The 24,719-nt window shown below is 60.0% G+C and carries 24 protein-coding genes; 16 read left to right on the forward strand and 8 right to left on the reverse strand.

The window, feature by feature from the left end; all coding sequences use genetic code 11:
* A complete protein-coding gene (locus tag ACX3YD_RS12835) occupies positions 1-624 on the reverse strand; it encodes a cysteine hydrolase family protein (RefSeq protein WP_458960136.1) in 624 nt (207 codons plus the stop codon).
* Positions 625-721: 97 nt separating this feature from the next.
* On the opposite strand from ACX3YD_RS12835, the gene ACX3YD_RS12840 reads away from it, so the two are divergent.
* The 3 genes from ACX3YD_RS12840 (at position 722) to ACX3YD_RS12850 (ending at position 2,218) form a co-directional block, all read left to right on the forward strand.
* Positions 722-1,258 (forward strand): winged helix-turn-helix transcriptional regulator, encoded by a 537-nt coding sequence (locus ACX3YD_RS12840; RefSeq protein ID WP_103404777.1) that lies wholly within the window; start codon positions 722-724, stop codon positions 1,256-1,258.
* A 122-nt stretch (positions 1,259-1,380) separates the two neighbouring features.
* Positions 1,381-1,725, forward strand: a complete 345-nt coding sequence (locus tag ACX3YD_RS12845) for a hypothetical protein (RefSeq protein ID WP_103404778.1) — start codon at positions 1,381-1,383, stop codon at positions 1,723-1,725.
* Positions 1,726-1,984: 259 nt separating this feature from the next.
* Positions 1,985-2,218 (forward strand): hypothetical protein, encoded by a 234-nt coding sequence (locus ACX3YD_RS12850; RefSeq protein ID WP_047529899.1) that lies wholly within the window; start codon positions 1,985-1,987, stop codon positions 2,216-2,218.
* Between the two features lie 94 nt (positions 2,219-2,312).
* Here the strand turns inward: ACX3YD_RS12850 and ACX3YD_RS12855 are convergent, their stop codons facing one another.
* Entirely contained in the window at positions 2,313-3,047 is a 735-nt protein-coding gene (locus ACX3YD_RS12855; RefSeq protein ID WP_458960137.1) for a FadR/GntR family transcriptional regulator, read from the reverse strand.
* Positions 3,048-3,404: 357 nt separating this feature from the next.
* Between ACX3YD_RS12855 and ACX3YD_RS12860 the strand changes: the two genes are divergently transcribed.
* The 3 genes from ACX3YD_RS12860 to ACX3YD_RS12870 all read left to right on the forward strand — a co-directional run bounded on the left by ACX3YD_RS12860 (position 3,405) and on the right by ACX3YD_RS12870 (position 6,690).
* Entirely contained in the window at positions 3,405-4,415 is a 1,011-nt protein-coding gene (locus ACX3YD_RS12860) for a mandelate racemase/muconate lactonizing enzyme family protein (protein ID WP_458960138.1), read from the forward strand.
* Between the two features lie 110 nt (positions 4,416-4,525).
* A complete protein-coding gene (locus ACX3YD_RS12865) occupies positions 4,526-5,467 on the forward strand; it encodes an AEC family transporter (protein ID WP_103404782.1) in 942 nt (313 codons plus the stop codon).
* 350 nt (positions 5,468-5,817) lie between these two features.
* Positions 5,818-6,690 (forward strand): DNA/RNA non-specific endonuclease, encoded by an 873-nt coding sequence (locus ACX3YD_RS12870; RefSeq protein WP_458960139.1) that lies wholly within the window; start codon positions 5,818-5,820, stop codon positions 6,688-6,690.
* A gap of 83 nt (positions 6,691-6,773) precedes the next feature.
* Here ACX3YD_RS12870 and ACX3YD_RS12875 read toward each other — a convergent pair whose 3' ends face one another.
* Positions 6,774-7,334, reverse strand: coding sequence for a lipid-binding SYLF domain-containing protein (locus ACX3YD_RS12875; protein ID WP_458960140.1), 561 nt, complete (start codon positions 7,332-7,334; stop codon positions 6,774-6,776).
* 373 nt (positions 7,335-7,707) lie between these two features.
* Here ACX3YD_RS12875 and ACX3YD_RS12880 point away from each other — a divergent pair, with 373 nt between their 5' ends.
* A complete protein-coding gene (locus tag ACX3YD_RS12880) occupies positions 7,708-8,760 on the forward strand; it encodes a metallophosphoesterase (RefSeq protein ID WP_458960141.1) in 1,053 nt (350 codons plus the stop codon).
* 296 nt (positions 8,761-9,056) lie between these two features.
* Positions 9,057-9,518 carry an HvfA family oxazolone/thioamide-modified RiPP metallophore gene (locus tag ACX3YD_RS12885; protein WP_047529891.1) on the forward strand — a complete coding sequence of 154 codons (462 nt, stop codon included), beginning with the start codon at positions 9,057-9,059 and terminating at the stop codon, positions 9,516-9,518.
* 214 nt (positions 9,519-9,732) lie between these two features.
* Here ACX3YD_RS12885 and ACX3YD_RS12890 read toward each other — a convergent pair whose 3' ends face one another.
* Complete coding sequence (locus tag ACX3YD_RS12890) at positions 9,733-10,761, reverse strand: D-cysteine desulfhydrase family protein (RefSeq protein WP_458960142.1); 1,029 nt, start codon at positions 10,759-10,761, stop codon at positions 9,733-9,735.
* A 248-nt stretch (positions 10,762-11,009) separates the two neighbouring features.
* On the opposite strand from ACX3YD_RS12890, the gene ACX3YD_RS12895 reads away from it, so the two are divergent.
* From ACX3YD_RS12895 to ACX3YD_RS12915, 5 genes are all read left to right on the forward strand, one after another.
* Positions 11,010-12,263, forward strand: coding sequence for an MFS transporter (locus ACX3YD_RS12895; protein WP_458960143.1), 1,254 nt, complete (start codon positions 11,010-11,012; stop codon positions 12,261-12,263).
* A gap of 128 nt (positions 12,264-12,391) precedes the next feature.
* On the forward strand, positions 12,392-12,706 hold the full coding sequence (locus tag ACX3YD_RS12900) for a DUF485 domain-containing protein (RefSeq protein WP_103404788.1): 315 nt from the start codon (positions 12,392-12,394) through the stop codon (positions 12,704-12,706).
* A complete protein-coding gene (locus ACX3YD_RS12905) occupies positions 12,703-14,376 on the forward strand; it encodes a cation acetate symporter (RefSeq protein ID WP_458960144.1) in 1,674 nt (557 codons plus the stop codon). Before ACX3YD_RS12900 ends, ACX3YD_RS12905 begins: the two co-directional genes overlap by 4 nt.
* Before the next feature lie 59 nt (positions 14,377-14,435).
* The gene (locus tag ACX3YD_RS12910; RefSeq protein ID WP_458960145.1) at positions 14,436-14,990 is read left to right on the forward strand and encodes a cytochrome b; all 555 of its coding nucleotides are present in this window, start codon (positions 14,436-14,438) and stop codon (positions 14,988-14,990) included.
* A gap of 3 nt (positions 14,991-14,993) precedes the next feature.
* Positions 14,994-15,995 carry an NAD(P)H-dependent flavin oxidoreductase gene (locus ACX3YD_RS12915; RefSeq protein ID WP_458960146.1) on the forward strand — a complete coding sequence of 334 codons (1,002 nt, stop codon included), beginning with the start codon at positions 14,994-14,996 and terminating at the stop codon, positions 15,993-15,995.
* Between the two features lie 129 nt (positions 15,996-16,124).
* On the opposite strand, the gene ACX3YD_RS12920 is transcribed toward ACX3YD_RS12915, so the two are convergent.
* Positions 16,125-17,012: a LysR family transcriptional regulator gene (locus ACX3YD_RS12920; protein WP_458960147.1), complete on the reverse strand. Its 888-nt coding sequence runs from the start codon at positions 17,010-17,012 to the stop codon at positions 16,125-16,127.
* Positions 17,013-17,125: 113 nt separating this feature from the next.
* Here ACX3YD_RS12920 and ACX3YD_RS12925 point away from each other — a divergent pair, with 113 nt between their 5' ends.
* From ACX3YD_RS12925 to ACX3YD_RS12935, 3 genes are all read left to right on the forward strand, one after another.
* Positions 17,126-17,797, forward strand: a complete 672-nt coding sequence (locus tag ACX3YD_RS12925) for an MOSC domain-containing protein (protein ID WP_458960148.1) — start codon at positions 17,126-17,128, stop codon at positions 17,795-17,797.
* Positions 17,798-17,936: 139 nt separating this feature from the next.
* Positions 17,937-19,454, forward strand: coding sequence for a CoA-acylating methylmalonate-semialdehyde dehydrogenase (locus ACX3YD_RS12930; protein ID WP_458960149.1), 1,518 nt, complete (start codon positions 17,937-17,939; stop codon positions 19,452-19,454).
* Between the two features lie 106 nt (positions 19,455-19,560).
* Positions 19,561-20,610 (forward strand): NAD(P)H-dependent flavin oxidoreductase, encoded by a 1,050-nt coding sequence (locus tag ACX3YD_RS12935; protein WP_458960150.1) that lies wholly within the window; start codon positions 19,561-19,563, stop codon positions 20,608-20,610.
* 589 nt (positions 20,611-21,199) lie between these two features.
* Here ACX3YD_RS12935 and ACX3YD_RS12940 read toward each other — a convergent pair.
* The 3 genes from ACX3YD_RS12940 to ACX3YD_RS12950 form a co-directional block, all read right to left on the reverse strand.
* A complete protein-coding gene (locus ACX3YD_RS12940; protein ID WP_458960151.1) occupies positions 21,200-21,871 on the reverse strand; it encodes a class I SAM-dependent methyltransferase in 672 nt (223 codons plus the stop codon).
* 191 nt (positions 21,872-22,062) lie between these two features.
* Positions 22,063-22,584 carry a cupin gene (locus ACX3YD_RS12945; RefSeq protein ID WP_047529870.1) on the reverse strand — a complete coding sequence of 174 codons (522 nt, stop codon included), beginning with the start codon at positions 22,582-22,584 and terminating at the stop codon, positions 22,063-22,065.
* Positions 22,585-22,816: 232 nt separating this feature from the next.
* Positions 22,817-24,676, reverse strand: a complete 1,860-nt coding sequence (locus ACX3YD_RS12950; RefSeq protein WP_458960152.1) for an ABC transporter ATP-binding protein — start codon at positions 24,674-24,676, stop codon at positions 22,817-22,819.
* Between the last annotated feature and the right edge of the window lie 43 nt (positions 24,677-24,719).

The raw sequence follows: 24,719 nt of genomic DNA on the forward strand, positions 1-24,719 counted from the left end.
TTACTGCGCCAGCGTGGCGATGAGTTCGTCCGTCGTCACGATGGCGTGGGCGAACGTCGGGCCGTTGAGTTCATGGGCGGCGTGCATCATTTCCGGCTTGAATGCCGCAGTGGCGTCTCGCACCAGGGTGACGTGGTAGCCGAGTTCCTGAGCGTAACGGGCGGTGGCCTCAATGCAGGTGTTGGCCAGCAGGCCGACGATGATCACGTGGGTGACACCCATTTGCTTCAAGCGGAAATCGAGGTCGGTGTTGGCGAAACCGCTCGATCCCCAGTGTTCGGAAACAACGATGTCACCGTCCTTTGGCGCGAAATCCGGGTGCCATTCCCCGCCCCATTCCCCGCGTGCGAAGTGGTGCATGTGCTGGATCTTGCACTGGGAGGGGCTCGGGTGATCCCAGTTTTCGTAGTCGCCTTTTTCCCAGCGCCGGTGCGGTACGATGACCACCGGAATGTCGAGGGAGCGGACAGCACGATCGAGGGCGCGCAGGTTGTCGAGCAGGCCGACTTGCTCGGCGATCGGCTTGATCAAGGGGAAGACTTTGCCGCCCTCGGACAGAAAATCGTTGTAGGGGTCGACCAGCAGGTAAGCGGTCTGGCCAAGCGGGTAGGCAGCGTTCGACATGACAATTCTCCAGGGAAGGGGTTGATCCGTGCCACGGGCTTGCCTTGGCATGTTATAGATATGATAATCATAGTGAGTGTGAAAGAGGCAAGACCGTATGTCGATAAAAAAGAGTAGTCCTGAAACCCTGTGCCCGATTTCCCGGGCCGAATCGGTCGTCGGAGATCGCTGGACCGTGCTGGTGCTCAGGGAATTGTTCATGCGCAGTCATCGCTTCGATGAGATCCAGGCGCAGACAGGTGGCACTCCCCAGATGGTCGCCGCACGCCTGAAAAGCCTGGAAGCCGACGGGCTGGTCGAACGTCGTGCCTACAGCGAACGGCCGCTGCGTCACGAGTACCACCTCACTGAAAAGGGGCAGGCCTTTTACTCGGTGATTCTTGCCTTGCGTGCCTGGGGGGAAACCTGGTGCAAATCGCAAGAGGAGGGCCTGGCGGTGCGATACACCCATCAGACCTGCGGGCAACCCGCCGGGCTCGGGCCGCTTTGCGAACATTGCGGCCAGCTGTTGCGCCGTGAAGAACTGATCAGTGAGCCGAGTGCCGCTTATGCCCTGGAGCGACAGGCGCGGCGTGATGCGTTCAAGGGCAGCCGTGCCGCGGAGCCCTCAACGAAAGTCGATAAGCCTGACTGAGCCTGGTCACTGCGGGTGACTATTCGTTCAGGTAATAGTGACCATCACCGATCTCAAGTTTTGTTGTGTGCCAAAAACAAGGAAAATCGCGCACATCCAAATGCTTCCCAGGAATTTGCGCGATGAATATGTTGACCCGGCAAGCGCTCGTCGCATGCTTGCTGTTGTCGGGCTGTGCCTCGGCCCCGAACGCCCCGACGCTGACGTTGCAGACCAGGAAAGCTCCTGCGGATTACGCACACTGCGTATTACCGAAACTGCAGCACGACTCGCTGCAAGCCACCGTATCGGAGACCCAGCGCAGCTACCGGATCGTCGTGTCCAGCAAAGTCGCCGCGGACGATGTGCTCGAGGCCTACAAGGACAAGGCATCGAATGGCGGCAAGGTGTTTTTGTACGAGCGTGCGCTGCTGGCTTCGACTTTCGGTCCTTCCCCACTCGAACGCGCCGCGCAGGAATGCCTTTAAGCCAGGTGCCGGTCGTTCCGTTTCCATGACATCTGCTCGCTTGTGCGGGCGCGTCTATGGACCTGAATTGATGCCATGGGCATTGCCTTAAACGTTCGCGGGCGTTGAGTGGATCAACGAATGCGACCTGTCCGCACTGTAAGCGACAAGGCCACGAACTTTACCCACCTTTCTTCGGTCGACCCATCACCTGCCAGATCAGTGCGCTCGAGCGTGAGGGCCATGACAGATCGGGCACAACCATAAAAAGGTGATCGTGATGAGTTGTCTTATTTGTGCCGGCGTCGCACAGCGAATTCAGTGTCACGGCCCCTGGGAAGAGAGAGATTGCCCGGAGTGCGGCCGCTATCGCGTGTCCGATGAGCTCATCCTGACGCTGATGGAGCAGGGACAGATTTTTGATGTCGGCAAAACCAGGGGCTGGCTTGATAGCCGGCGTGTGGGCGGTGCAGTTCCTTCCATCGAGATCCATGAAGCACTGCTGGTGCCTTGATGGAAGCATGAGACAGAACTCCGGTGCCTGTCCCCCGGCGCGACTGCGTCACAGCCACCTGGCTTGTTGTAGAACAATGAGACAACTGGCGGCCTCAGAAGAACGTGATCTCGTAGCCGAATCGCGATGCGGCACTGACAATGTGCTGGCCCATGATCCGACGCGCCGCTTCCGCATCCCGGTTGATGAATGCCTGCACGAGGTCTTCATGCTCGCCGCGCGCTGCATGGGGAATATTGCTGAACACCGGACCCCGCCGTGCAAAGGTCATGGAGATCAGCGCTCGCATCGGTTCGAGCACCGTGCGGATCATTGTCTCGAGATAGTCGTTGCCTGACGCGGCAGCCACCGCCCGATGGAAGTCGAGGTCAGCGTTGACCGTGTCCAGAGTCGGTTCCCCTTCGTACTGCATTCGCAGCACTGCCGCCTGAATCGTTTTCAGCGTGTGGGGCGTCATATGCGATGCCGCCAGCGCAGCGGCCTGGCTTTCCAGTACCGCCCGTACTTCGAACATGTTGCGCATCGTATTGTCGCCGTCCAGCAACGGCGTGCTTTCACGCGGCGCCAAAGGCTCCGGCGACTGGGCGGCGGCCGAGACGAATACGCCCACGCCCTGGCGCGACTGGATCAGTCCCTGGGCTCGAAGCGTGGCGATGCCTTCGCGCACCACATTCCTGCTGACACCGAAGTTTTGCGAGAGAAACTGTTCGGTCGGAAGGCGGTCGCCTGGCCGCAGTCGGCCGGAGGCAATCTCGTCACTCAACGAGCGGGCGATGTGCTCAGCCAGATGAGGGCGCCGCGCCACGGGTTGCACATTCATTTCACTCATGCGGATTCATTCCTCTCACTTGTCTACTTAATCTACATCAGAAGACTTGTTCCTGACAGTTGAAACTGAATTTCATTATCGACATAAGTAAAATAAATCAATAAAAACAATAGTTTAAGTATTTGTTTGATCTGGAGTCATCAAAAGGCAGCAGTTGTTCAGTTGAAGGACAACAGGATGTCTTGTACGTTGTCCTCAACTTGGCACGGGCGAAATCCGAAAACACCGCGCCACCGTTGCAACCTGCTTGAGGCACCGTCTATGAAAATTGCCAGTATTGAAACCATTCCGCTGCGGATCCCCTTTACCACGGGAGGGCGGTCGGCCGGCGGGGTATGGGGGCCGAAAGACCTTCAGATGGTCGATTCCCTCGTGGTCAAGATCACCACCGATGACGGTCTCGTGGGCTGGGGCGAAACCTTCGGTTTTACCGCGATACCCGCTGTGAAAGTCGTCATCGACACTATCCTTGCGCCCGAACTGATCGGCAGTGATGCCACTCGGCGCGAGAAGTTGCAGGGCGATCTGCAGAAGAAATTTCACGTCTTCGGTCGCAGCGGTGCCTTCATCTATGGGCTCTCGGCGATTGACATCGCGCTGTGGGATATCGCGGGCAAAGCGGCCGGCAGACCGATCTACCAACTGCTTGGCGGCAGTGAGGCCACTTCGCTGGCGGCCTATGCAAGCCTGATCCGCTATGCCGACCCCGAGCTCATCCGCATCAACGTACAGCGTGCGGTCAACAGCGGTTTCCGCCACCTCAAGTTGCACGAGGTGGATGTCGAGGTCATCCGCGCCGCGTGCGAAGCCGCTGGCCCCAGCGTGGAAATCACCCTCGACGTCAACGCCCCCTGGACGGTGCGCGAAGCGCTCGACATGACCGAGAAACTTCGCCCGTTGAATCTGCGCTGGATCGAAGAGCCGGTGTGGCCGCCGGAAAACTATTCGGGGCTGGCGACGGTGCGCCAGCAAGGCGGCATCCCGGTTGCAGCCGGCGAAAACGCGTCGACGCTGATGGACTTCCAGCACCTGCTTGAAGCCGGCGCGGTCGACTTCGTTCAGCCCAGCCCGGCCAAAATGGGCGGCATCACCGAACTGCAAAAAGTCTATGCGCTGGCTAACGCCCACGGCGTCACCGTGATGGTCCACGCCTTTTATGACGGCCCCGGCCTGCTGGCCGCCGTGCATGGCAGTGCGGCCCTGGGCGGTGCGAAATCCTTGGTCGAATGGCGTTACTTCGATCTCGAAGCGCAGTTGTATGGCGACGCCATCATTCCGCGTAACGGCCGCATCGACGTACCACAAGGGCCGGGGCTCGGCATCGAGCCAGACCAGGACGTCATCCGCGACTACCGCTTCAAACCCTGACCACCCAAGCCGCCCGGTCTTTGCCGGGTGATCGCGGCCGACACAACAGCCGTCGGCCGCGATCAGCGATGGCGACATTCTTGATAAAAATAAATACGAGGATTGCGGACATGTTAGACAGGATCGTAGGGCCCATTCTGCCCGTCGCCTTTGTGATCGCGCTGGGCTATATCGCCGGCAAGCGCGGTCGACTCACCCATTCGGACAGCCTGCTGATCAGCCGGCTGGTACTCGGCTGGATTTTCCCGGCGCTGCTTTTTGTCGGGATGGCGAGCACGCCGCGTGAACAGCTCCTGGACTTCAAATTCGTCGCGGCCACGTTTATCGGCATCATGGGCATGTACACGATTGCGCTGGCGATCGGCTGGTTCACCACTCGCAATCTCAAGGTTGCAACGCTCAAGGGCTTCGTCAACGGTTACCCGGACGCAGCGTTCATGGGCATCCCCATCCTCGCGACGATGTACGGCGCCGGCAGCATTTATTCGGTGCTCGTGCTGAACCTGGTTGCGAGTCTGGTGATGATCCCGCTGACGACCATGTTGCTCACCATCGCCGATGGAAAGGGCAGTGGTTCCCAGGCATTCGTGTCGAGCCTGTCGGGAGCGGTCCGTCGTCCGCTGATGTGGGCGCCGGCCCTGGGCATTCTGATCTCGCTGCTGCAGGTCAAGATGCCACCGATTGCGGCGGAGTCCCTCACGCTTCTGGGCAAGGCAACGCCTGGCGTATCGCTGCTGTGCCTGGGTTTGATCATGTCGTCGGAGAAACTGAAAATGTCCGGCGAAGTGTGGGGCAACCTCGGGCTCAAGCTGTTCATCCACCCGGTACTGATGTTCGCCGCCACTGTCGTACTGGGCACCCACGGGCTTTACGCACAACAGATGATTCTGCTTTGTGCGCTTCCGTCGGCGACCATCCCGGCCATGTTCGCGAACCAGACCGGTGCTTATCAGAGTGAAGCCGCGACCTCCATTCTGGTCAGCACGGTGCTGTCGATCGTGACGTTTTCTGCGGCGATCTACCTGATCGATGGAGGGCTTGCCGCAGCCTGAGCATGCCCAACGGCTTGAACAGGTGTCGCCTACACCTATCGCAGCCTGCAGGAACGGCCGCAGGCTGCGGTCTTTTATGAATCCACGGCTGTTCTCTGTCGATCGCTTCTTCGACGTGCGCGTAGAATGCGAGCGCCGTTGAGCACTAATGTGAGTTGTGACGGTCAATAAATCCCGCACGACCCTTCAGTGGTCATGCCGCTCGTAGCCGATCGGGTTCGTATCGGTATTTTGATCAAGGACAGTGAAAGCATGCTCGCCGCCATGTAACCGCAACAATCTCCACCCGGTTTCGTGATACGGCACTCGCCGTACGCTTTCCCCGCCATTCCATTCGAAGAATCTAAAGCATGTACCTACGCAAAATTGCAGTTGGGCTGTCAGCCCTTGTTTTGCTCTCGACCGGGGCAGAAGCCCGCAGTCTGCTGGACTTCATCAAGCCGCCTGCCCAGCATCAGGAGCCGCAGTCCCGCTCCGGTTCGATCAGCCAGAGCGCGGCACTGGACCTCTACTCAAACAAACAGAAGCAACCGTCGTTCGATGGCTGCGCGGATCTGTTCCCGGCCTCCAGACCGATCAACCTGGCCACCGTGCCTTCCTCCATGAACCCCCTGGCCCTGTGTTCCGACAATTTCGCGGTGCTGTACTCACAAACCAGCAAGACGCCGCTGGTGGTCGTAGAGCGTCTTAATGCCGCGCAGCTACAGGATGCAAAAGGGGAGGAACGCACTAACCAGTTCTACCCGGACCCTCGCATCCCCAAGGGTGGGCGGGCAGAATTGAGCGATTACCGCAGCCAGCATCCGGCCGTGGACCGCGGTCATCAATCCCCGGCCGCCGATGCGCCGAGCCCCAATGCAATGGCCCAGTCCTTCGCGCTGTCGAACATGGTTCCGCAAGACCCGACCAATAACCGCAAGATCTGGAGCAAGGTCGAGTCTGACGTCAGGAAGTTTGCCAAACGGGCCGACGGCAATGTCTTTGTCTTCACCGGACCGCTTTTCGACGCTGGCCACGCGACGATTGGCGACAACAAGGTCTGGGTGCCCACGCGCCTGTTCAAGCTGGTGTATGACGCATCGTCCAAGCGGGCCTGGGCTTACGTGCTGCCCAACGCGGAAACCCGTATCGAGCGACCGATGGACTATGACGCCTTCGTGAAAAGTACCGGACTCAAATTGCTGGGCAATCTGCCGGTCACGGGTTCAGTGGGGCGCAGTTGATGGCGTCGACTTGATGAGTGGCACCCCAAGGTTGCACGCAACCCAGGGGTGCTGCACATAGACCGGCATCACGCGGGCCGGGTCTAGCGCTTGATCAGGGATATCTTCGTCCCTTCGATACTGATCCCGGCCATCAATCCTTGCTGGTCGAAGATAAACGCGTAGGCGTCGTCCTTGAGCGTAGAGCTGGACAGGTTCTTCGCAACCCCTTCATCGACCACCACAACCGTCGGGCCTACGCCGATTTCCCAGCCCTTGGTTTCAGTGACGTATTTCAAGGCTTTGTCGTTCATCAGGAAAACCACATAGCCATAGGATTGGGCGCCCGCCTGCAGCCCCCACGAACCGCTGACGGAGTTGTAGTAATCCTCGACTTTCGTGCCCTTCATTAACACACCCTCACCATAGCTGCCGCCGAATACAAGGCCCGCCTTGATGATTTTCGGGAAGACAAGCACGGCTTTGGCTTTGTGCGAGAGGGTCTCGGATAAGGGATTGGTCTTGTAGAGCGTCTGCAATGCTTGTCGAGAGTCGGTATTCAGATCTTCGGCGGTGGCCGCTCCCGCAGTGTTCAGGAGGCTTGTCGATGCCAATGAGGCTGTCGCGAGGACCATCGACAGGAAGAAGCGCATTGATTGAGTCATTTGCGTACTCCGATAAGGGAGCAAGGGACGAGAGTGGCGATCAGCACCTGCCTCAGACAGGAACGGAACCCACTGAAAATATCCGGCGCACCCTAAAGTGTGTGAATCGCAAGCGTCGCTGTGGAGGCCGGAGGCCTTGATCAGTCGCGATGCCATCATTTGTTGTGACCACTGTGCGAGAGCCGGGTTCGCCGTTGACCGGCACTTTCGTTCGATGGCGGGCCTGGCTTTCAACCACCGACAGGGGAAAAGCGATTGGAAAGGTGTGCGTCACCATTTTTTAACAAAGTATGAACAACTGCTGTGATTTATTGGGAAGGCAGTTCGAGCTTTATTAACCCCCCCTGATCGACCCTGGCCAGTGAGTTCCTGATTGAAACGCACATCGACTCCATCGCTGTCTGCAAAACGCTTGGTACTCCGAAGGATTGTGCGCTGCGCAGGCATCGCCATCGTTCTTTTATTGGCCGGTGGTGGTTATTGGCTGTACACCCCGCCATCGCCCTTTGTTCCGTTGTCAGGTCTGGAGCCTTCCGCTGTGTCGATGATCGCGTTGGGCGATCAAGGCAGCGGAAACATGCAGCAGTGGCGGGTCGGGCAGGCCATGGAACAGGTTGCGGCCAGAGAAGGGCGCCTGGACATGGTGGTGCTGCTGGGCGACAACTTCTACGGCAAGGCATTGACCAGTACCCATGACCTCAGCTGGCAAATCAAATTCGAGCGGGTCTATTGGGGACACTGGCTCAGTCACGTGCCGTTCTACGCGGTCCTGGGCAACCACGATTACCCGGTGTCACAGAAGGTCGAAATCGAATACGGCCAACAACACAAGGGGTCGGGTCGCTGGCAAATGCCGATGAACTTTTACACCAAGGATTTCGGTAGCGTCGATGGGCGTCCGTTGGTGCGAATGGTGTTCCTCGATACGTCGGCGCCACGTGAAAGCCTGCAACAGCAAATCGACTTGCTCGATCAGGCGTTCCAGGCACCCGGCCCGGCACCGGTGTGGCGCATTGCAGCGTCCCATCACCCGGTGCGCAATGAGGGCGAACATGGTGAAGAGTCGGACTTGATCGCCCGGCTCCTGCCGGTGTTGCAACGCAATAAGGTTGATGTGTTCCTGTCCGGACACAATCACAATCAGCAGCTGCTGCTGCGTGCCGGGGAACCCGCGTGGGTCATCTCCGGTGCGGGCGGTCAGAAGCTCGACAACTTGAGTATCTCCCCGGAGCAAAGCACGTTCGCCGCATCACGGGCAGGTTTTGCCAAACTCGACTTTAACGCCGATCAGTTACGGCTGGCGTATTACAACGATCGAGGTGATCTGGAGTCCGACTATCGCTGGGCCAGAAACTGCCCGTGGATGGCCAAGGGATGCTTGCTTCCCGGCGTCGTTCCACAAGACATCGCCCAGTCGGAGCACTGACGGGCAGTTTCGCCATGTTGAAAGTCGGGGCCGCCGACGCGCCCTGGCAGGATGAATCCGGCCAGGTCCTTGACAGGTGACGTCAGGCGCGTGGGCCCTGTGTATCGCTGTGTATCCGAACGCGGCGTACGCAGACTGGCTTACAAATGCCCCTCGATACGGATACATCCGGGATACACGGTTGCAGTCAAATAGCCCTGCCTTAGCGAGAAAGCACAACGCCCTCGCACCACGGCTTATCGCCTTGTGGCAATGACCTTAGCGGCTTGGCCGCACACCGTACCCGGAGAACCACCATGTCCCGTATGTCGAACAAATCCCGCATTGGCCTGATCGCAGTTGCACTGGCCGGCAGCATGAACCTCGCTTCGTCCGCCTTTGCCGCAGACGCACTGCCACAAGGCTATCAACTCGCGTCGGCGGAAAAGACCAGTGAAGGCAAGTGTGGCGAAGGCAAGTGTGGTGCCAGCGAAACCGGCGCCAAGGCGACCAAGACCAGTGAAGGAAAATGCGGTGAAGGCAAGTGCGGCGATGCATCCTTCGCCCGTACCGACACCGATCACGATGGCCGCGTGTCGCTCAAGGAGCTGCTGACCGTTGCTCCCCAGGGTGGCGAAGAGTTCAAGGCGATGGACACCAACAACGACGGTTACCTCTCCGAGGCCGAGGTTTACAAGTACCGCACCAATCAGTACACCTCCAACGGCAAGAAAGTGCCGACCGAACTGTTCACCAAAATGAGCAAAGCCCAAGGCTGATGTCATCGCGCCGTTCCAACCTCCCCGGGGTCGCACCCAGGGAGGTTTTCTGGTTTTCAGGCTTGGTTTTTTGCAAGCGCTGACTTGCCGGCGAAGGCGTCAGCACACGCAACATCAATGCTGGCAGTGCCTACGCCATGGCGAGCAAGCTCCCACAAAGGGCATTGGTCGAACCGGAAATACGGGGCACAGCGAATCCCGTGTGAGCGTCCGATCAGTCGAAGGCGTTGCGGTAAGCGAAAATGCCGGGCAGGCCGCCGGTCATCACAAATAGCAGGTTGCTTCCTGCCGGATAGTCGCCGGCGCGAACCGCCGCCAGCAGTCCGGCAAAGGCTTTGCCGCCGTAGACGGGATCCGTAAGGAGGCCTTCGTGGGATGCCAGCAGCCGTACCGCGTCGAGCATGGCCTCGGTGGGTGCGCCATAGGCTTCGCCGCGCTGGCTGCCGTCAACGCTGACAGCGCTTTCGGCCAACGTGGCGCGGGGGGCAAGTAGTTGTAGGACCTGGCGGGTTTTTTCCAGGGTCGTGGCCGCCGCCTGGTCTTCGGTAGCGAGTACGGTATAGCCGGCGATTTGCGTTGATGAGTGGGCGAGGGTGACGCCGGCCAACAGGCCTGAATGGGTTCCGGCACTGCCATTGGGAACGATGATCCGGTCGAAATGCACACCGAGCGCATCGGCCTGGCGCAGGATCTCGGCCGCGCAGGCGGCGTAACCCAGACTGCCTCTGGGGCTGGAGCCGCCCAGCGGCATCACGAAGGGTTTTTGACCTTCATGCCTGAGTTTTTCGACCCGTTCGGCGGCATAACCATCAGGAACGACGCCAAGGGGAAGCCGATGGATCTTCGCGCCGAAAAGGGCGTCCAGCACAACGTTGCCGTTGTGACGAAAGTCATCGTCGGTGCGCACGGCGGACGGGGTCAGAATCAGTTCGCAGGCCAGGCCCTGGCGAGCCGCGACTGCCGCGGTCAACCGTGCGTGATTGGACTGGAAACCGCCCCAGGTCACGAGTGTGTCGGCACCTTGCGCCAAGGCTTCGCCGAGTAAAAACTCCAGTTTACGCAGCTTGTTTCCGCCACCGCCGAGACCTGTCAGGTCATCTCGTTTGACGTAGAGATTGCAGCCGTTCATCTCGGGCAACTGGCTCAATCGGGTCAGTTTCTGAATCGGTGTCGGGCCTTCGAGCAGCGTTGCCCGCGGGTAGGCGGCGAGCGCGGTTTCGAGGTGACTCAAGTCATGGGGCATGCCGGTGTGCTCGTGAGGTAGAGGATGGAGTGGGTCTGTCACTCTATTAAGCGTCATCACGAAAGATAACTGCATCATGGGGAATTACAGTTGATACACCATGTAATGAGCGCTGGAGCCCACGCCCGCTCTGCACATCACTCATACAGATTGCTCCGATCAAATTAATTCGTTTTTTAAGATGCGTTGTCCCGCGTAGTGTCCGCCTGAATCCGTTTCTTCAATCCGAGCACACTACCGGAGCCCCCATGAGTTATGCCGATCGCAATCTTCTATATTGGCGCCGCAACCTGGCCGTCTGCGTGTTCGGTTCCTTCACCACGCTGGTGAGCCTGAGCCTGTTGCTGCCGTTTTTGCCGCTCTACGTGCAGCAGTTGGGCGTCACTTCGCAGGCGGCGGTGGTCCAATGGTCGGCCGTGGCATTCGGGGCGACGTTTTTCGGCACGGCGCTGACAGCGCCGATCTGGGGGCGTCTGGCCGACCGTTATGGGCGCAAGCCGATGTTGGTTCGAGCGGCCATTGGCATGGCTGTTGTGATGTCGATGATCGGGCTGGCGCGGGACGTGACTGATCTGGTGGTACTGCGCCTGATCGCGGGTCTGATCGGCGGCTACGCTTCGGCCTCCATCGTGATGATCGGCTCCCAGGTGCCGAAGGAAAAGGCCGGTTGGGCGTTGGGTGTGCTGTCGACGGGGGCGTTGTCCGGCAATTTGATCGGGCCGTTGGTGGGAGGGTTTTTGCCGGAGTTCGTCGGTATCCGCGGCACGTTCTTCGTCGGTGGCGCCATGATCGCGGTGGCTGCCATCACCACGATCCTGCTCATTCGTGAGGATTTCGATCGCGCCTCGGACGGGGCGCGCCGCCACAGAGGCACGCGGATTGAGCGCGGGAGTTCACGTTGGCCGGTCATCGCCGCGTTATTGTCGACCGCGATGATGGTGTTGCTGGCCAACATGTCGATCGAACCGATCATCACGGTTTATATCGGCCACCTGGGTGTCGCACTGGATGACCAGGCGCGCATCGCCGGCGTGATCATGGCCTGTTCCGCGCTGGGCAGTATCTTGACCGCCGCACGGCTGGGGGCACTGGCGGACCGCGTCGGCAGCTGGAACGTCATCATCGGCTGTTTGCTGTTGACGGGTGCGGTCATGGTGCCCCAGGCGTTTGTCACCCAATGGTGGCAACTGGCGATTCTGCGCGGGCTCATGGGCATGACCATTGCCGGACTGCTGCCGGCGATTGCCAAGCTGATCCGCCATTCAGTGGAGGAGCACAACACAGGCAAAGTCCTCGGCTATCTGCAATCGGCGCAATTTTCGGGGCAGGTGATCGGGCCTTTGATCGGTGGCCAGGTCGGTGCGCACTTTGGATTGCACCCGGTGTTTTTGGTGACGGGCGCGCTGCTGGTGTTCTGTGCCGGAATCAATGGTTGGGTGAAATATCGTTTTCAATCGGAGGCATTGAAATTCACCAAAAACGATCGACAGATTCATAATTGATCATTTTACATGATCATGGGCCGGGCATAGGTTGAGGGTGCAAATACACCGCAGCCGGTGGCGGATCGAGTCTTCGAATCTGAGGCTGTGGAACAACAATAACGCAACCACTGCTCCACGGAGTCAACGTGACCCATGCATCTGAATCAGCCAGAATCCGCAACCACCCCCGTTACAAGGATTTGGTCTCAAGGCAGCGACGGTTCGTCGCTTGCCTGACCGCCGCCACCCTTGTTCCGTACTTCACGTTCATCCTCGTCGCCGCGTTCGCGCCCAACCTTCTGGCGACCAAGCTTTCGGCAACCAGCATCATCAACATCGGTTGGCCGCTGGGCCTGGCGTTCATCATCGGGGCCTGGTTGTTCACCGGGCTCTACATCCTTCGGGCCAATGGCGAGTTCGATGAACTGACCGCAGAAATCCGCGCGGGGGTGATCGTATGAAACACCTCCTTCGCAATCTCGTCCTGCCTGTCCTGCTCGGCGCATTCGCGGCTCGCGCCATGGCCGCCGATGCCTTGCAGAACGTCGAAAAACAACCGATCAACATCACCGCGATCAGCATGTTCCTGGTCTTCGTCGTGACGACCCTGGGCATCACCTACTGGGCCGCTTCCAAAACCAAATCGATGGATGATTTCTACAACGCCGGCGGTGGCATCACCGGGTTTCAGAATGGCCTGGCGCTGGCGGGTGACTACATGTCGGCTGCGGCGTTGCTGGGCGTCACCAGCATGATCTTCTTCAACGGCTTTGATGGGGTGCTGTACTCCATCAGCTTCTTTGTGGCCTGGCCGTTGCTGTTGTTTCTGTTTGCCGAGCGCATCCGCAATCTGGGGCGCATCACCCTCTCGGACATCGCCTCGTTCCGGCTCGATCAGAACCGCATCCGCACCCTGACAGCCTTTGGCTCGTTGACGGTGGTGTGCTTCTATCTGGTGGTGCAGATGGTCGGGGCAGGGCAGTTGATCCAGCTGTTGTTCGGCTTGCCTTACCACTATGCAGTCATCGCGGTGGGCCTGTTGATGGCGGTCTATGTCACCTTTGGCGGCATGGTCGCGACCACCTGGGTGCAGATCATCAAGGCCGGGTTGCTGCTATTGGGCGGCACCTTGCTGGCGTTTCTGGCGTTGAGCAAGTTCGGCTTTTCCTTCGACGTGCTGTTCGAGAAAGCGGTGGCCGCGCACCACGACGGCGAGCGGATTCTGCTGCCGAGCAAACTGGTGGCCGACCCGCTGTCGCTGATCTCACTGTCATTGGGCCTGGTCTTCGGCACGGCGGGGCTGCCACACATCCTCATGCGTTTCTTCACCGTTCCGGACGCCAGGCAGGCGCGCAAGTCGGTATTCGTTGCCACGGGATTCATCGGTTTCTTCTACCTGATCGTGGCCGTGCTGGGCCTGGCCGCCATCGTCATCGTCGGCCAGGACCCGGCCTTCTACGAGTCGGGGATTGTCGGCGGCAAGCTGATCGGCGGCGGCAACATGCCGGTGATGCACCTGGCCAAGGCCGTGGGCGGGGATCTGCTGCTCGGTTTCATCTCCGCCGTCGCCTTCGCGACGATTCTGGCGGTGGTGTCCGGACTGACCATGGCGGGCACCTCGGCGATTTCCCATGACCTCTATGTGATGGTCATCAAAAAGGGGCGAGCCGATGCCAGGGACGAACGTCGTGTGTCGCGCATCGCTTCGGTGGGCATCGGTATCGTCGCCGTGGTGCTGGGGATTCTGTTCAAGGATCAGAACATCGCCTTTCTGGTGGCGTTGACCTTTGGCGTGGCGGCTTCAGTCAACTTTCCTATCCTCGTGCTCTCGATGTACTGGAAAGGGCTCACCACCCGCGGCGCGTTAATCGGCGGTGTCGCCGGGCTGTTGAGCGCGGTCGGCCTGGTGATTCTCTCGCCCGCCGTGTGGGTCAAGGTACTGGGCAATCCCGAGGCGATTTTCCCGTATGACTACCCGGCAATCATCTCGATGAACGTGGCGTTCTTCTTCACCTGGCTCGGTTCGGTCACCGACCGCAGTCATGGCGCAGGGCTTGAGCGCGAGCGTTTCGACGATCAACTGATCCGTGCCCGGACCGGGCTCGGTGCCGCGCAGGCGGTCAGCCACTGACGCGTTGTCGCCCAACCCATACCTATGCTGTTTTGCGCATTTTGCAAACGGAGTCAGCCATGCAACTAAAAGACAATGGCCTGAGATTTTCCCCTGTCACCGTCGCCCTGCACTGGGTCGTCGCATTCGCGCTGTTGGGGATTTTCGGCCTTCAGCTGGCCATCGGTCACGCCTCCGGCGAGGCACTGCGGGCAGCGCTCGGCCGGGTGCAAAACCTGTTGGGCCTGATCTTGTTTCTGGTATCGATCTACCGCTTCTGGGCCCGGATCACCGCTTACCATCCACTGCCCGTGGGCACGCCCAATCCCATCGAAGTGATTATCAGCCGCTCGGTGGCGGTGGCACTCGCCCTGGCCATGGTGCTGCTGCCAGTGGCCGTGTGGGCTTCACGGGCCGCTGCCGGCGAAGGGGTGGAACTGCCGGGCGGATGGTCGATTCCGACAGTGCTGCCGGTCAACGCGGTGTTGAAGGACGTCGTCGACGTGCTGTTCAACATCGGTGCTTCGGCCTTCCTCGCCGGCTTGGCCCTCCATGTGTTCGGCGCAATGAAGAATCACTTTCTCCTGAAGAACGACACGCTCAAGCGGATGCTTGGAAAACATGTGGAGCTGTGAGTCATGAACGAAGCCAGATTCGATTTTGCCGGTAACGCCATTACCCGGCTCTGCGGTGTGAAGTACCCGATTTTCCTCGGTGGTATGGCTGCGATTTCCGGCCCGCCACTGGTCGCTGCGGTGGCCAATGCCGGGGGCATGGGGGTGATTGGCGGCTTGCGCTTGCCGCCGTTGGCCTTGCGCCGCTGGATTCAGGAAACCCAAGCGCTCACCGATCAGCCCTTTGGCGTCAATCTGGTTCCGCAGTTCGGCGGGCCGGACGTGTTTGAAGCGCAGTTTCAGGTGATCCTCAAAGAGAAGCCCAAACTGCTGTCGCTGTTCTACGCCGAAAAGTATGCCGCCGACATGATTGCCCGGGCGAAAGACGCCGGACTGGTGGTCATGGTGCAAGCAGGGTCGGTGGAACTGGCCCGCCTTGCCATCGCCCAGGGCGCGGACATTATCGCGGCCCAGGGCAGTGAGAGTGGTGGGCACTTGAATCGCGGCACGATTGGCATCATGCCGTTGTTGACGTCGATCCTGGCGGTCTCGGAGGGGCGACCGGTGTTGGCCGCCGGCGGCATCGTCAATGGCGAAGACGTCCGCGCGCTGATGTCGCTCGGCGCGGCGGGGGTATTGGTGGGCACGGCGTTTATCGCCACCGATGAGTCAAACGCCCATCCGCTGTACAAGCAGAAAATCGTCGAGGCGACCACCGATGACACCGAGTACCGCACCGGCTACTCGTTCGGCTGGACCTGGGGCACACCACACCGGGTGATCCCCAACCGGGACAAATGGAACCTGCTGCGCCTCATCGGCGGTGGGGCCCGCGCCATCGACAAACCGCGCATGGCGAAAAAGCTGTCGCTTTATGCGGGGCAGGGCGTGGGCAAGATCCACGGTGTCGTCCCGGCCGCCGAGCGCGTGGCGGAGCTGGTGCGCGGGTTGCCGGTGACGACAAGTCCAGTACACCCCTGGTCATTGGTCGAGCCGGAAATCCGGTTACACAACCAATTGGTGTAGGCGCTGGCGTGTCGGATCGCCGCATCGCAGCGATGGTCGTTAACGATGATGCGTGTGAGCTGGATAAACGCGGCGTGCTTGAGGCCATCGCGAGCAGGCTCGCTCCTGCAGAGGGTATACAGGGACGTTTTACACCGCAGCCGGGCGGGCTATCTGCTGTTGTGCCAGGCCGATGAAGGCGCTCATGGCCGAGGTGATCATCGAGTCGTTGCGGCGGATGAACACGGTGGACACATGGGCGAACTCTGGCGGCAGCGTGTGGCAGCGAATCCCGTGGCGCACGCTGCAACTTTCGGCGATGGCCTTGGGCAGCAGGGTCACGCCCATGCCGGCGGCAACACACGAGAGGATGCCGTCTAGGGTGCCCAGTTCCATGATCTGGTTGGGTACCAGCCCGACCTGATAGAACCAGTTTTCCAGGGTCGAGCGATAGAAGCAGCCGGTGCGGAACACCAGCACCGTTTGCTGGGGCATTTTCTCGATCAGCGCGGCAAGCGTTTCGAAGTGGTTGCTGCTGACCAGCACCAGTTCTTCGGAAAACACTTCCTCCTGGGACAACGCTGAATTCTGGTGGAAGCCACCGACGAAGGCACCGTCCAGACGATGGGCTTCAATCGCCTTGATCAGCTCCACCGTCGTGCCAGTCAGCAGCGACAGCTGGACGTCGGGGTATTGCTCGCGGTACTTGGTCAGCACTTGCGGCAAGCGGATGGCGGCAGTGGTTTCCATCGAGCCCAAACGCAGCAGGCCGGTCGGGCTACCGGTGTCCATCAGTGCGCTGCGACTTTCATCGGTCAGTTGCAGGATGCGCCGCGCATAACCGAGGAACGTCTCACCCGCCGAGGTCAGCACCACCCCGGACTTCTTGCGGATGAACAGCTCCCGGTTCAGTTCGGCCTCTAGCTCTTTCACGCGCATGGTGACGTTGGATTGCACCGTATTCACACGCACCGCAGCGGCGGTGAAGCTGCCCAGCTCGGCCACGGCGCAGAAAATCTTCAGTTGGCGCATTTCCATGAACGTCTCCATGCATCTTAAAAAGTGATTGCAGACATGCTTATCGATCACTTTACGGCCTTTAACGACGATTAGTAAAGTGATCGAAACCGACTGATGAGCGTAGTTCGACGATGACACTGACTTCGACAATCGACCATGTCTTTGCCGGAGGGCTGGAGGTGTTGCAGCCCGAAGGTCAGCGCACCGGCATGTTCAAACACCGAATCACGGGCCCGGCCCGCGTGGAGCTGCACGGCATTGTCGGCGACCAGCACGGCGACACGAGGGTGCACGGCGGCCCGGAAAAAGCCCTGCATCACTATGCGGCGCAGCATTACGAGCGATTGGCGCAAGCCTTTACCCACAGTGCCGGACAACTGGTGGCGGGTAGCCTGGGCGAGAATATTTCGGCCCGCGGACTGTCCGAATGCAGCGTGCACATTGGCGATGTATTCCGGATTGGCAGCAGCGTGGTGCAGGTGTCCCAGCCGCGTAGTCCGTGCTGGAAGATCAATCACCGTTTCGATGCCGAGCACCTGTCGATGTTTGTTGCCAGGGAGCGAATCACCGGTTGGTACTACCGGGTTCTTCAGCCGGGTTTCATTGAAGCGGGGGATCGGTTCGAACGGCTGGAAAGGCACACCGAACGTTTTTCCATCGATCAGTTCTGGCGGGTGCAGTTGTCGCATCGGCCGGTGATTGACGATCTGCTGGCATTGGCGGCAGTCCCTGGCCTCGCGGACGATTGGCAGCGGCGCCTGACACAACGGGCGAACTGGTTGCAGAAAAGCTCTCACAATTAGTGATCCATAAGATCATTAATCATCATTTTACATGATTCATTGGCAGGCCTACCTTGGCCCTGCCAGACACGCAGACAACCCGCCTGGCACCTGACAACAACAAGAGATGGCTCTTATCCATCACCAGGGGACACCCGCCATGAGCAACCAGCCAGCAGAGATCGCCCACTACATTCACGGCCGCACGACCCCAGGTCATTCTGGTCGTACGCAGAACGTCACCAACCCCGCCACCGGTTCGGTCATCGGCACGGTGGCCTTGGCCAATGTCTCGGAAGTCGACGCGGCGGTGCAGTCGGCAGCGGCTGCATTCCCGGCCTGGTCGGCAACGCCTGCGCTGCGCCGCGCCCGCATCCTGTTCAAGTTCCTGGCCTTGCTCAACGAGCACCGCGACACCCTGGCGCGGATGATTACCCGCGAACACGGCAAAGTCTTCACCGACGCCCAGGGCGAAGTGACGCGTGGTATCGAAGTGGTCGAATTCGCCTGCGGTATTCCGCAGTTACTCAAGGGTGACTACACCGAGCAGGTCTCGACCAACATCGACAACTGGACCATGCGCCAGGCGCTGGGTGTGGTCGCCGGCATCACCCCGTTCAACTTCCCGGTGATGGTGCCGATGTGGATGTTCCCGGTGGCTATCGCCTGCGGCAACACCTTCGTGCTCAAGCCGAGTCCGATCGACCCTTCGCCCTCGCTGCTGATCGCCGAGCTGTTCAAGGAGGCCGGATTGCCCGATGGCGTGTTCAACGTGGTGCAGGGCGATAAAGACGCGGTCGATGCGCTACTTGATCATCCGGACGTGAAGGCCGTGAGCTTTGTCGGATCGACGCCGATCGCCAACCACATCTACGAGACCGGTGCCCGCCACGGCAAGCGCGTACAGGCGCTGGGCGGGGCGAAGAACCACATGGTGGTGATGCCCGACGCCGATATCGACCAAGTGGTCGACGCACTGATGGGGGCGGCTTTCGGCTCCGCTGGCGAGCGTTGCATGGCGATTTCGGTGGCGGTGTTCGTCGGTGACGTTGCCGACAAGGTCATGCCGAAACTGGTGGAACGTACCCGCACGCTGAAGATCCTCGAAGGCACGAACCTCGCGGCCGAGATGGGCCCGATTGTCTCGAAGGCGGCGCTCCAGCGCATTACCGGATACATCGAACAAGGTATCGAGGAAGGGGCCGAGTTGCTGGTCGACGGTCGTGGCTTTGACGGTGCCCTGGCCGGAGAGAATTGCGCCGAAGGGTTCTGGCTCGGCGGCACGGTGTTCGACCATGTCACCGCCGACATGAAGATCTACCAGGAGGAGATCTTCGGCCCGGTGCTGGCCTGCATGCGCGTCAAGGACTTTGCCGAAGCGATCGATCTGGTCAATGCCCACGAGTTCGGTAACGGCACCGCGTGCTACACCCGTGACGGCCACATCGCCCGTGAATTCGCCAGCCGCATTCAGGTGGGCATGGTCGGCATCAATGTGCCGATCCCCGTGCCCATGGCCTGGCACGGTTTCGGCGGCTGGAAGCGCTCGCTGTTCGGCGACACCCATGCCTATGGTGAAGAGGGCGTGCGCTTCTACACCAAGCAGAAATCGATCATGCAGCGCTGGCCGAACAGCATCGCCAAGGGCGCCGAGTTCGCCATGCCAACCTCCAAGTAAGGATTGACGTTTTTGGGTGGGAGGGCGTGTAGGCGCGGGCTTGCACGCCGTCCGTTGTCCCGGGGGGGCGAACTCCTCGCTCCCGATTTTTTCCAAGGTGTGCTTTATGTCCAATCCACTGTTGTCCCTGTTGAACATCGAACTGCCCATCATCCAGTCGCCCATGGTGGGTGTTTCCACGCCCAGGCTCGCGGCGGCGGTATCGAATGCGGGCGGGCTCGGTTCCATCGGTATTGGAGCGAGCAGCGTCGAGCAGGCACGCGTCATGTTGCGGGAAACGGCTGCACTGACGGATAAGCCCTTTAATGTGAACCTGTTCTGCCATCGGCCTGCCGTGCATGACCCTGTTCGGGAGTCGCAGTGGCTGGATGTTCTTGCCCCTTTTTTTAGCGAATTCGATGCGCCCCCACCGACGGCGCTGCGTGAGATCTACACCTCGTTCGTCGAAGACCCGGACATGCTGCACATGCTGCTGGAAGAAAAACCGGCGGTGGTCAGCTTCCATTTCGGCTTGCCGTCGCAACCGGCCATCGACGCACTCAAGGGCGCCGGCATCGTCCTGCTGTGTTCCGTGACCAGTCTGGCCGAAGCGCGGATGGCGGAGGGGGCTGGGGTAGATGCATTAGTGGCGCAAGGATACGAGGCGGGTGGCCATCGCGGGGTTTTCGACCCACGGCAGGACAGTGAAATGGGCACTTTCGCCCTGGTGCGGGTGCTGAGTGCGGGCTGCCGACTGCCGATCATTGCTGCCGGCGGCATCATGGACGGTGCCGGCATCAATGCGGTCATGCAGCTGGGGGCGAGCGCCGCACAGCTGGGAACGGCATTTATTCTCTGTCCTGAATCCTGCGCCAATGGTGCCTATCGGGAGGCATTGAAAGGTCCGCGCGCGCATCAGACGCAAGTCACCAGCGTCATTTCGGGCCGTCCTGCACGGGGCATGGTCAATCGCAACTTCACCTCACTGGAAGCAGGGGCCGTGGCGCTGCCGGACTATCCGCTGACCTATGACGCCAACAAGGCACTCAATGCGGCGGCAAATGCCAGGGGTAACACGGACTTCGCCGTGCAATGGGCCGGGCAGGGCGCACCGCTGGCCCGGGAAATGCCCGCTGCGGCATTGGTGAAATGGCTGGCGGCGCCAATGCAGTCCTGAAGGGATGGTTAGAGCGTGTCCGGCCTGGTCTGCGACGCGGTTAGCGGTCGAATCGACACCCTGGAGCCTGCCGATCCGTTGAGCGCCGAGTCGAAAGCCAAAAGCCCTGAATAATCAGGGCTTTTTTCGTATTACGAAGGATGGAGGAAATGAACGAAAGGTCAGCTCGAACCCTTTGACTGGCCAGTGCGCTGATGGCTCATTTGCTGCGTGCGGCCGCTCGGTTCTGTGCAGCGCATTTCGCAAGGTTGTTGGATTCTTCTTCAAGATACAAATCCGCCGGACTCGGCCCTCTTGCCGCAATCAGTTCTATATCCGCGGATACCGCGATAAAGCGTCTGCCGGCCTGGGCGTTCGGGGATGAGTCAGCGGTTAGGGCGTTTCGTTTTGCGCCTGACATGGTGACGTCCTTGTATTTGTTTAAAAGTCATCAATACCGGCACGCAGCCACTATTTCAATCCTTTCATTTGGCTTAACTGAGACAATTTATGACAAGAAAGTAACCAGTTGAAAGACAATCACAGGCTGGCCGCAGGGCCTATCGCATCAGGCTTTCGCCAACCAGCGTACCCAAGCAAGGTCCGAGGCTCATCGCCGTGGTTCGGCCACCAGGAGCAACGACTGCGGTACAGGGCTTTGCGGGTGTTGCGGCTCCTGCAGATTGACCAGCTGAAACCCGGCCATGTCCAGCGCATTGAGCCAACTGCTCAAGGTCCGGAAGTACCACGGCATGGGTTGCCACTGGCCCTTGAACCCGTCGAAGCGCTCTTCGCGCCAACCATCCTGATAGTCGCCTGCCGCCGCCGTCCAGGGATGCAGCGTCTGGATCACCAGTGCCCCGCCAGGGGCGAGCAGGGCATTCATTGCGGCGAGCAAAGGAATGATGTCCTGATGGAGCAAGGCGAAGTTGGCGCAGATCAGATCGTAGTGACTGCCGATGTTCACCGCCGTTTCTGCCAACTCTTCATAGGTTGCCAGATGTACCGGTGAAGAGCCGGCCGCCCGCGTTGCCTCGACCAGCGTCGCATCGCCATCCACACCGACCGCGTTGATCGCCCGTTTTTCCAGTTCACGCAACAACCAGCCCTCACCGCAGCCCAGGTCGAGCACGCGTTCGGGTTGGCGCCCCAGCACCGCGAGCAGGATGGCCTGGTCGGTGACGGTAAGGCGGCTTTCAATGGCGCCGGTGCGGATCGCTTCGATCCAGGCCTGGGCGTTGTGGTTCCAGCTTTGCAGGAGTGTGGATTGCGGGGCGGGCATTTTGTCGTCCGATGTGGGTTGTCGGGATGGCGGCCAAACCGCCGTGCGTCGGGTTTGATGAACCTCACCTTGTTTCTGACTTCCACCGTCACTCGGTGTTCGGAGGTGTCACCCTGCACGAGGGCCACAAGTTGGCATTCCTTATTTAGCTGTTGCTTTCCAGCAACCCATTGAGGCCTTTGGCATGCGGTTCACAACCAGTAGCGGTTTACCGCGCCATGGGGGCCTTGCACAGGGTCCTGGCCGGGAAAGGGTAGCTTGTCGATATTCGCCAACTGCGCAGGATTCGGCGCTTCGCGACAGATGTCAGCGTGCTGGCCCGGTGGGTACGCTCCAACCACCAGAAAATCATCGCTCGATTCGATATTGCAGTGGCCGGTGCCGGCGGGTAACAGCAACACATCGCCGTCGCTGACTTCCAGCACCCGCCCGTCCGGGCCGCCAAGCATCAGGCGAGCGTAACCTCTGGCGATACCCAGCACTTCATGGCCCTGGGTGTGATAGTGATGATAGTCGTAAACCCCGTCACGCCATTGCGGCGGCCAGCCATGGGCGCTGAAGATTTGTTCGAACAAAGCCGCCGGATCTTTGCCTTTGGCGGCAATGGCCTTGATGTAAATCAGCACCCGCAGGCGAGGGTTGTTCGGAACCCAACCGTTGCGTTCGAGCAACAGGGTTTGCAAGGGGGCGTCGACAGCTTCTGACCTGATCATTCGAGATCCTCCGCGACCTGCCAGGCCACTGATTAAAGTCACCGTTAAGGAGTGACATCGGAGGGTCTTCAATCGTTCAAGATTTAAGCAGCCAACCCCAAAAACCGGACAGGCAGTCGCCACGATTTGCGATGATCTCGTGAGACCGGGCCAATGGACCTTGTTGCCGCAGGGGATCTGCGCACGACCGGACTGCAGCTGTTCGCCGATCACCGCTCTCGACCGTTCACACTCATACCTGATCCATCGCCTCAATCACCCCCTCATCCTCACCCAGAAACCCACCGCTTTGATGCTGCCACAGTCGCGCATAGGTGCCGTTTCTTCCCAGCAGTTCGGCGTGGGTGCCTTGTTCGATGATGCGCCCCTCGTCCATGACAATGAGCCGATCCATGGCGGCGATCGTCGACAATCGGTGGGCGATCGCGATGACGGTCTTGCCCTTCATCATTTCATCGAGGCTTTCCTGGATGGCGACTTCGACTTCGGAATCCAGGGCACTGGTGGCCTCGTCAAGTAACAGGATCGGGGCGTTCTTGAGCATCACCCGGGCGATGGCAATGCGTTGGCGCTGGCCGCCGGAAAGCTTGATGCCGCGCTCACCCACCAGGGTGTCATAGCCGGTACGGCCTTGCCGGTCGCTCAGTTGGCTGATGAAACCGTCGGCCTGGGCATTGGCTGCGGCGCTGCGGACCTGCGCGTCGGTCGCGTCCGGGCGGCCGTAGGCGATGTTGTCGTGAATGGAACGGTGCAACAGGGAAGTGTCCTGGGTGACCATGCCGATAGCACTGCGCAGACTGTCTTGGGTCACTTGAGCGATGTTTTGACCGTCAATGCGAATCTCACCGCTGTCCACGTCATAGAATCGCAGCAGCAGATTGATCAGAGTGGATTTGCCGGCACCGGAACGGCCCACCAGGCCGATTTTTTCGCCCGGGCGGATGTTCAGGCTCAATCCGTCGAGCACTTGGCGTTCACCGTTGTAGTTGAAGCTCACGTTGTCAAAGGTCACCGCGCCGCCAGAGGGCACCAGCACGCCGGCGTTCGGCGCATCCTGCACCTTGGGGCCGCGGGTCAGGGTGGCCATGCCATCCTGCACGGTGCCGATGTTTTCGAACAGCGAAGCCATTTGCCACATGATCCAATGCGACATGCCATTGATACGTAACGCCATGGCCGTAATCGCCGCCACAGCCCCCGTGCCGACTTCGCCCTGGTGCCACAGCCACAGGGCATAGCCGCCTGCTCCGAGGATAAGCGCAACCACCAGTGCCTGATTGACGATCTCGAACTGGCTGACCAGGCGCATCTGGCGAAAACCGGTGTGCTTGAAATCCTCCATCGCCGCGCGCGCGAAGTGCGCTTCACGCTTGGAGTGAGAGAACAGTTTCACGGTGGTGATGTTGGTGTAGGCATCCGAAATACGCCCCGTCATCGACGATCGCGCATCGGCCTGTTCCTGCCCGACTTGGCCCAGGCGTGGCACAAAGTACAGCATGGCCAGCCCGAACAACGCGACCCAGGCAATGAAAGGCAGCATGAGTTTCAGGGCGAAGCCGCCGGCCAGTGCGATGATCGCAATGAAGTAAACGCCGATGCCGGGCGCGATTTCGATGAGGGTGAACAGGACTTCGCGCACGGCCAGTGCAGTCTGCATCACCTTGGTCGTGACCCGGCCGGAGAACTCATCGGAAAAGAATGAAAGGCTTTGCCGCAGCATCAGCCGATGGAAGTCCCAGCGCAGCCGCAGCGGCAGATTAATCGCCAAAATCTGGTGCTGCACCAGGGTGCGAAGCGCCACCAGCCCAATGCTGGTGAGCAATACGATTGCGATACCCCACAGAACTCGACGTTCTTGTCCATTCACACCGTCGCCGGCCTGCCAGGTCGAGAGCAGATCCACGACCTGCCCCAGAAAGGAAAACAACCAGGCTTCGTAGATCGACACACTGGCACTCAGAAAGGCAAGCGCAAGGATATAGCCACGGGCGCCTCGGGTGCAGGCCCACAGGAACGGCATCAGGCCGATAGGCGGTGGTGGTGCTTCGTCGGGGGGGAATGGGTCGAGCCTTCGTTCAAACACGCGAAGCATTGTGGTCTCCGAATTGATGAAATTGAGGGGATTCTGCCATTTA

This window comes from Pseudomonas fluorescens group sp. PF-1 (assembly GCF_054481335.1).

Excerpts from the sequence above, each read along its gene's own strand:
- ACX3YD_RS12935 (WP_458960150.1), top strand. The coding sequence starts at position 19,561 with ATGTCCAATCCACTGTTGTCCCTGTTGAACATCGAACTGCCCATCATC.
- ACX3YD_RS12920 (WP_458960147.1), bottom strand. The coding sequence starts at position 17,012 with ATGGAAATGCGCCAACTGAAGATTTTCTGCGCCGTGGCCGAGCTGGGC.
- ACX3YD_RS12905 (WP_458960144.1), top strand. The coding sequence starts at position 12,703 with ATGAAACACCTCCTTCGCAATCTCGTCCTGCCTGTCCTGCTCGGCGCA.
- ACX3YD_RS12895 (WP_458960143.1), top strand. The coding sequence starts at position 11,010 with ATGAGTTATGCCGATCGCAATCTTCTATATTGGCGCCGCAACCTGGCC.
- ACX3YD_RS12845 (WP_103404778.1), top strand. The coding sequence starts at position 1,381 with ATGAATATGTTGACCCGGCAAGCGCTCGTCGCATGCTTGCTGTTGTCG.
- ACX3YD_RS12910 (WP_458960145.1), top strand. The coding sequence starts at position 14,436 with ATGCAACTAAAAGACAATGGCCTGAGATTTTCCCCTGTCACCGTCGCC.
- ACX3YD_RS12840 (WP_103404777.1), top strand. The coding sequence starts at position 722 with ATGTCGATAAAAAAGAGTAGTCCTGAAACCCTGTGCCCGATTTCCCGG.
- ACX3YD_RS12835 (WP_458960136.1), bottom strand. The coding sequence starts at position 624 with ATGTCGAACGCTGCCTACCCGCTTGGCCAGACCGCTTACCTGCTGGTC.
- ACX3YD_RS12850 (WP_047529899.1), top strand. The coding sequence starts at position 1,985 with ATGAGTTGTCTTATTTGTGCCGGCGTCGCACAGCGAATTCAGTGTCAC.
- ACX3YD_RS12930 (WP_458960149.1), top strand. The coding sequence starts at position 17,937 with ATGAGCAACCAGCCAGCAGAGATCGCCCACTACATTCACGGCCGCACG.
- ACX3YD_RS12870 (WP_458960139.1), top strand. The coding sequence starts at position 5,818 with ATGTACCTACGCAAAATTGCAGTTGGGCTGTCAGCCCTTGTTTTGCTC.
- ACX3YD_RS12855 (WP_458960137.1), bottom strand. The coding sequence starts at position 3,047 with ATGAGTGAAATGAATGTGCAACCCGTGGCGCGGCGCCCTCATCTGGCT.
- ACX3YD_RS12915 (WP_458960146.1), top strand. The coding sequence starts at position 14,994 with ATGAACGAAGCCAGATTCGATTTTGCCGGTAACGCCATTACCCGGCTC.
- ACX3YD_RS12875 (WP_458960140.1), bottom strand. The coding sequence starts at position 7,334 with ATGACTCAATCAATGCGCTTCTTCCTGTCGATGGTCCTCGCGACAGCC.
- ACX3YD_RS12940 (WP_458960151.1), bottom strand. The coding sequence starts at position 21,871 with ATGCCCGCCCCGCAATCCACACTCCTGCAAAGCTGGAACCACAACGCC.
- ACX3YD_RS12865 (WP_103404782.1), top strand. The coding sequence starts at position 4,526 with ATGTTAGACAGGATCGTAGGGCCCATTCTGCCCGTCGCCTTTGTGATC.
- ACX3YD_RS12925 (WP_458960148.1), top strand. The coding sequence starts at position 17,126 with ATGACACTGACTTCGACAATCGACCATGTCTTTGCCGGAGGGCTGGAG.
- ACX3YD_RS12950 (WP_458960152.1), bottom strand. The coding sequence starts at position 24,676 with ATGCTTCGCGTGTTTGAACGAAGGCTCGACCCATTCCCCCCCGACGAA.
- ACX3YD_RS12945 (WP_047529870.1), bottom strand. The coding sequence starts at position 22,584 with ATGATCAGGTCAGAAGCTGTCGACGCCCCCTTGCAAACCCTGTTGCTC.
- ACX3YD_RS12885 (WP_047529891.1), top strand. The coding sequence starts at position 9,057 with ATGTCCCGTATGTCGAACAAATCCCGCATTGGCCTGATCGCAGTTGCA.
- ACX3YD_RS12890 (WP_458960142.1), bottom strand. The coding sequence starts at position 10,761 with ATGCCCCATGACTTGAGTCACCTCGAAACCGCGCTCGCCGCCTACCCG.
- ACX3YD_RS12860 (WP_458960138.1), top strand. The coding sequence starts at position 3,405 with ATGGTCGATTCCCTCGTGGTCAAGATCACCACCGATGACGGTCTCGTG.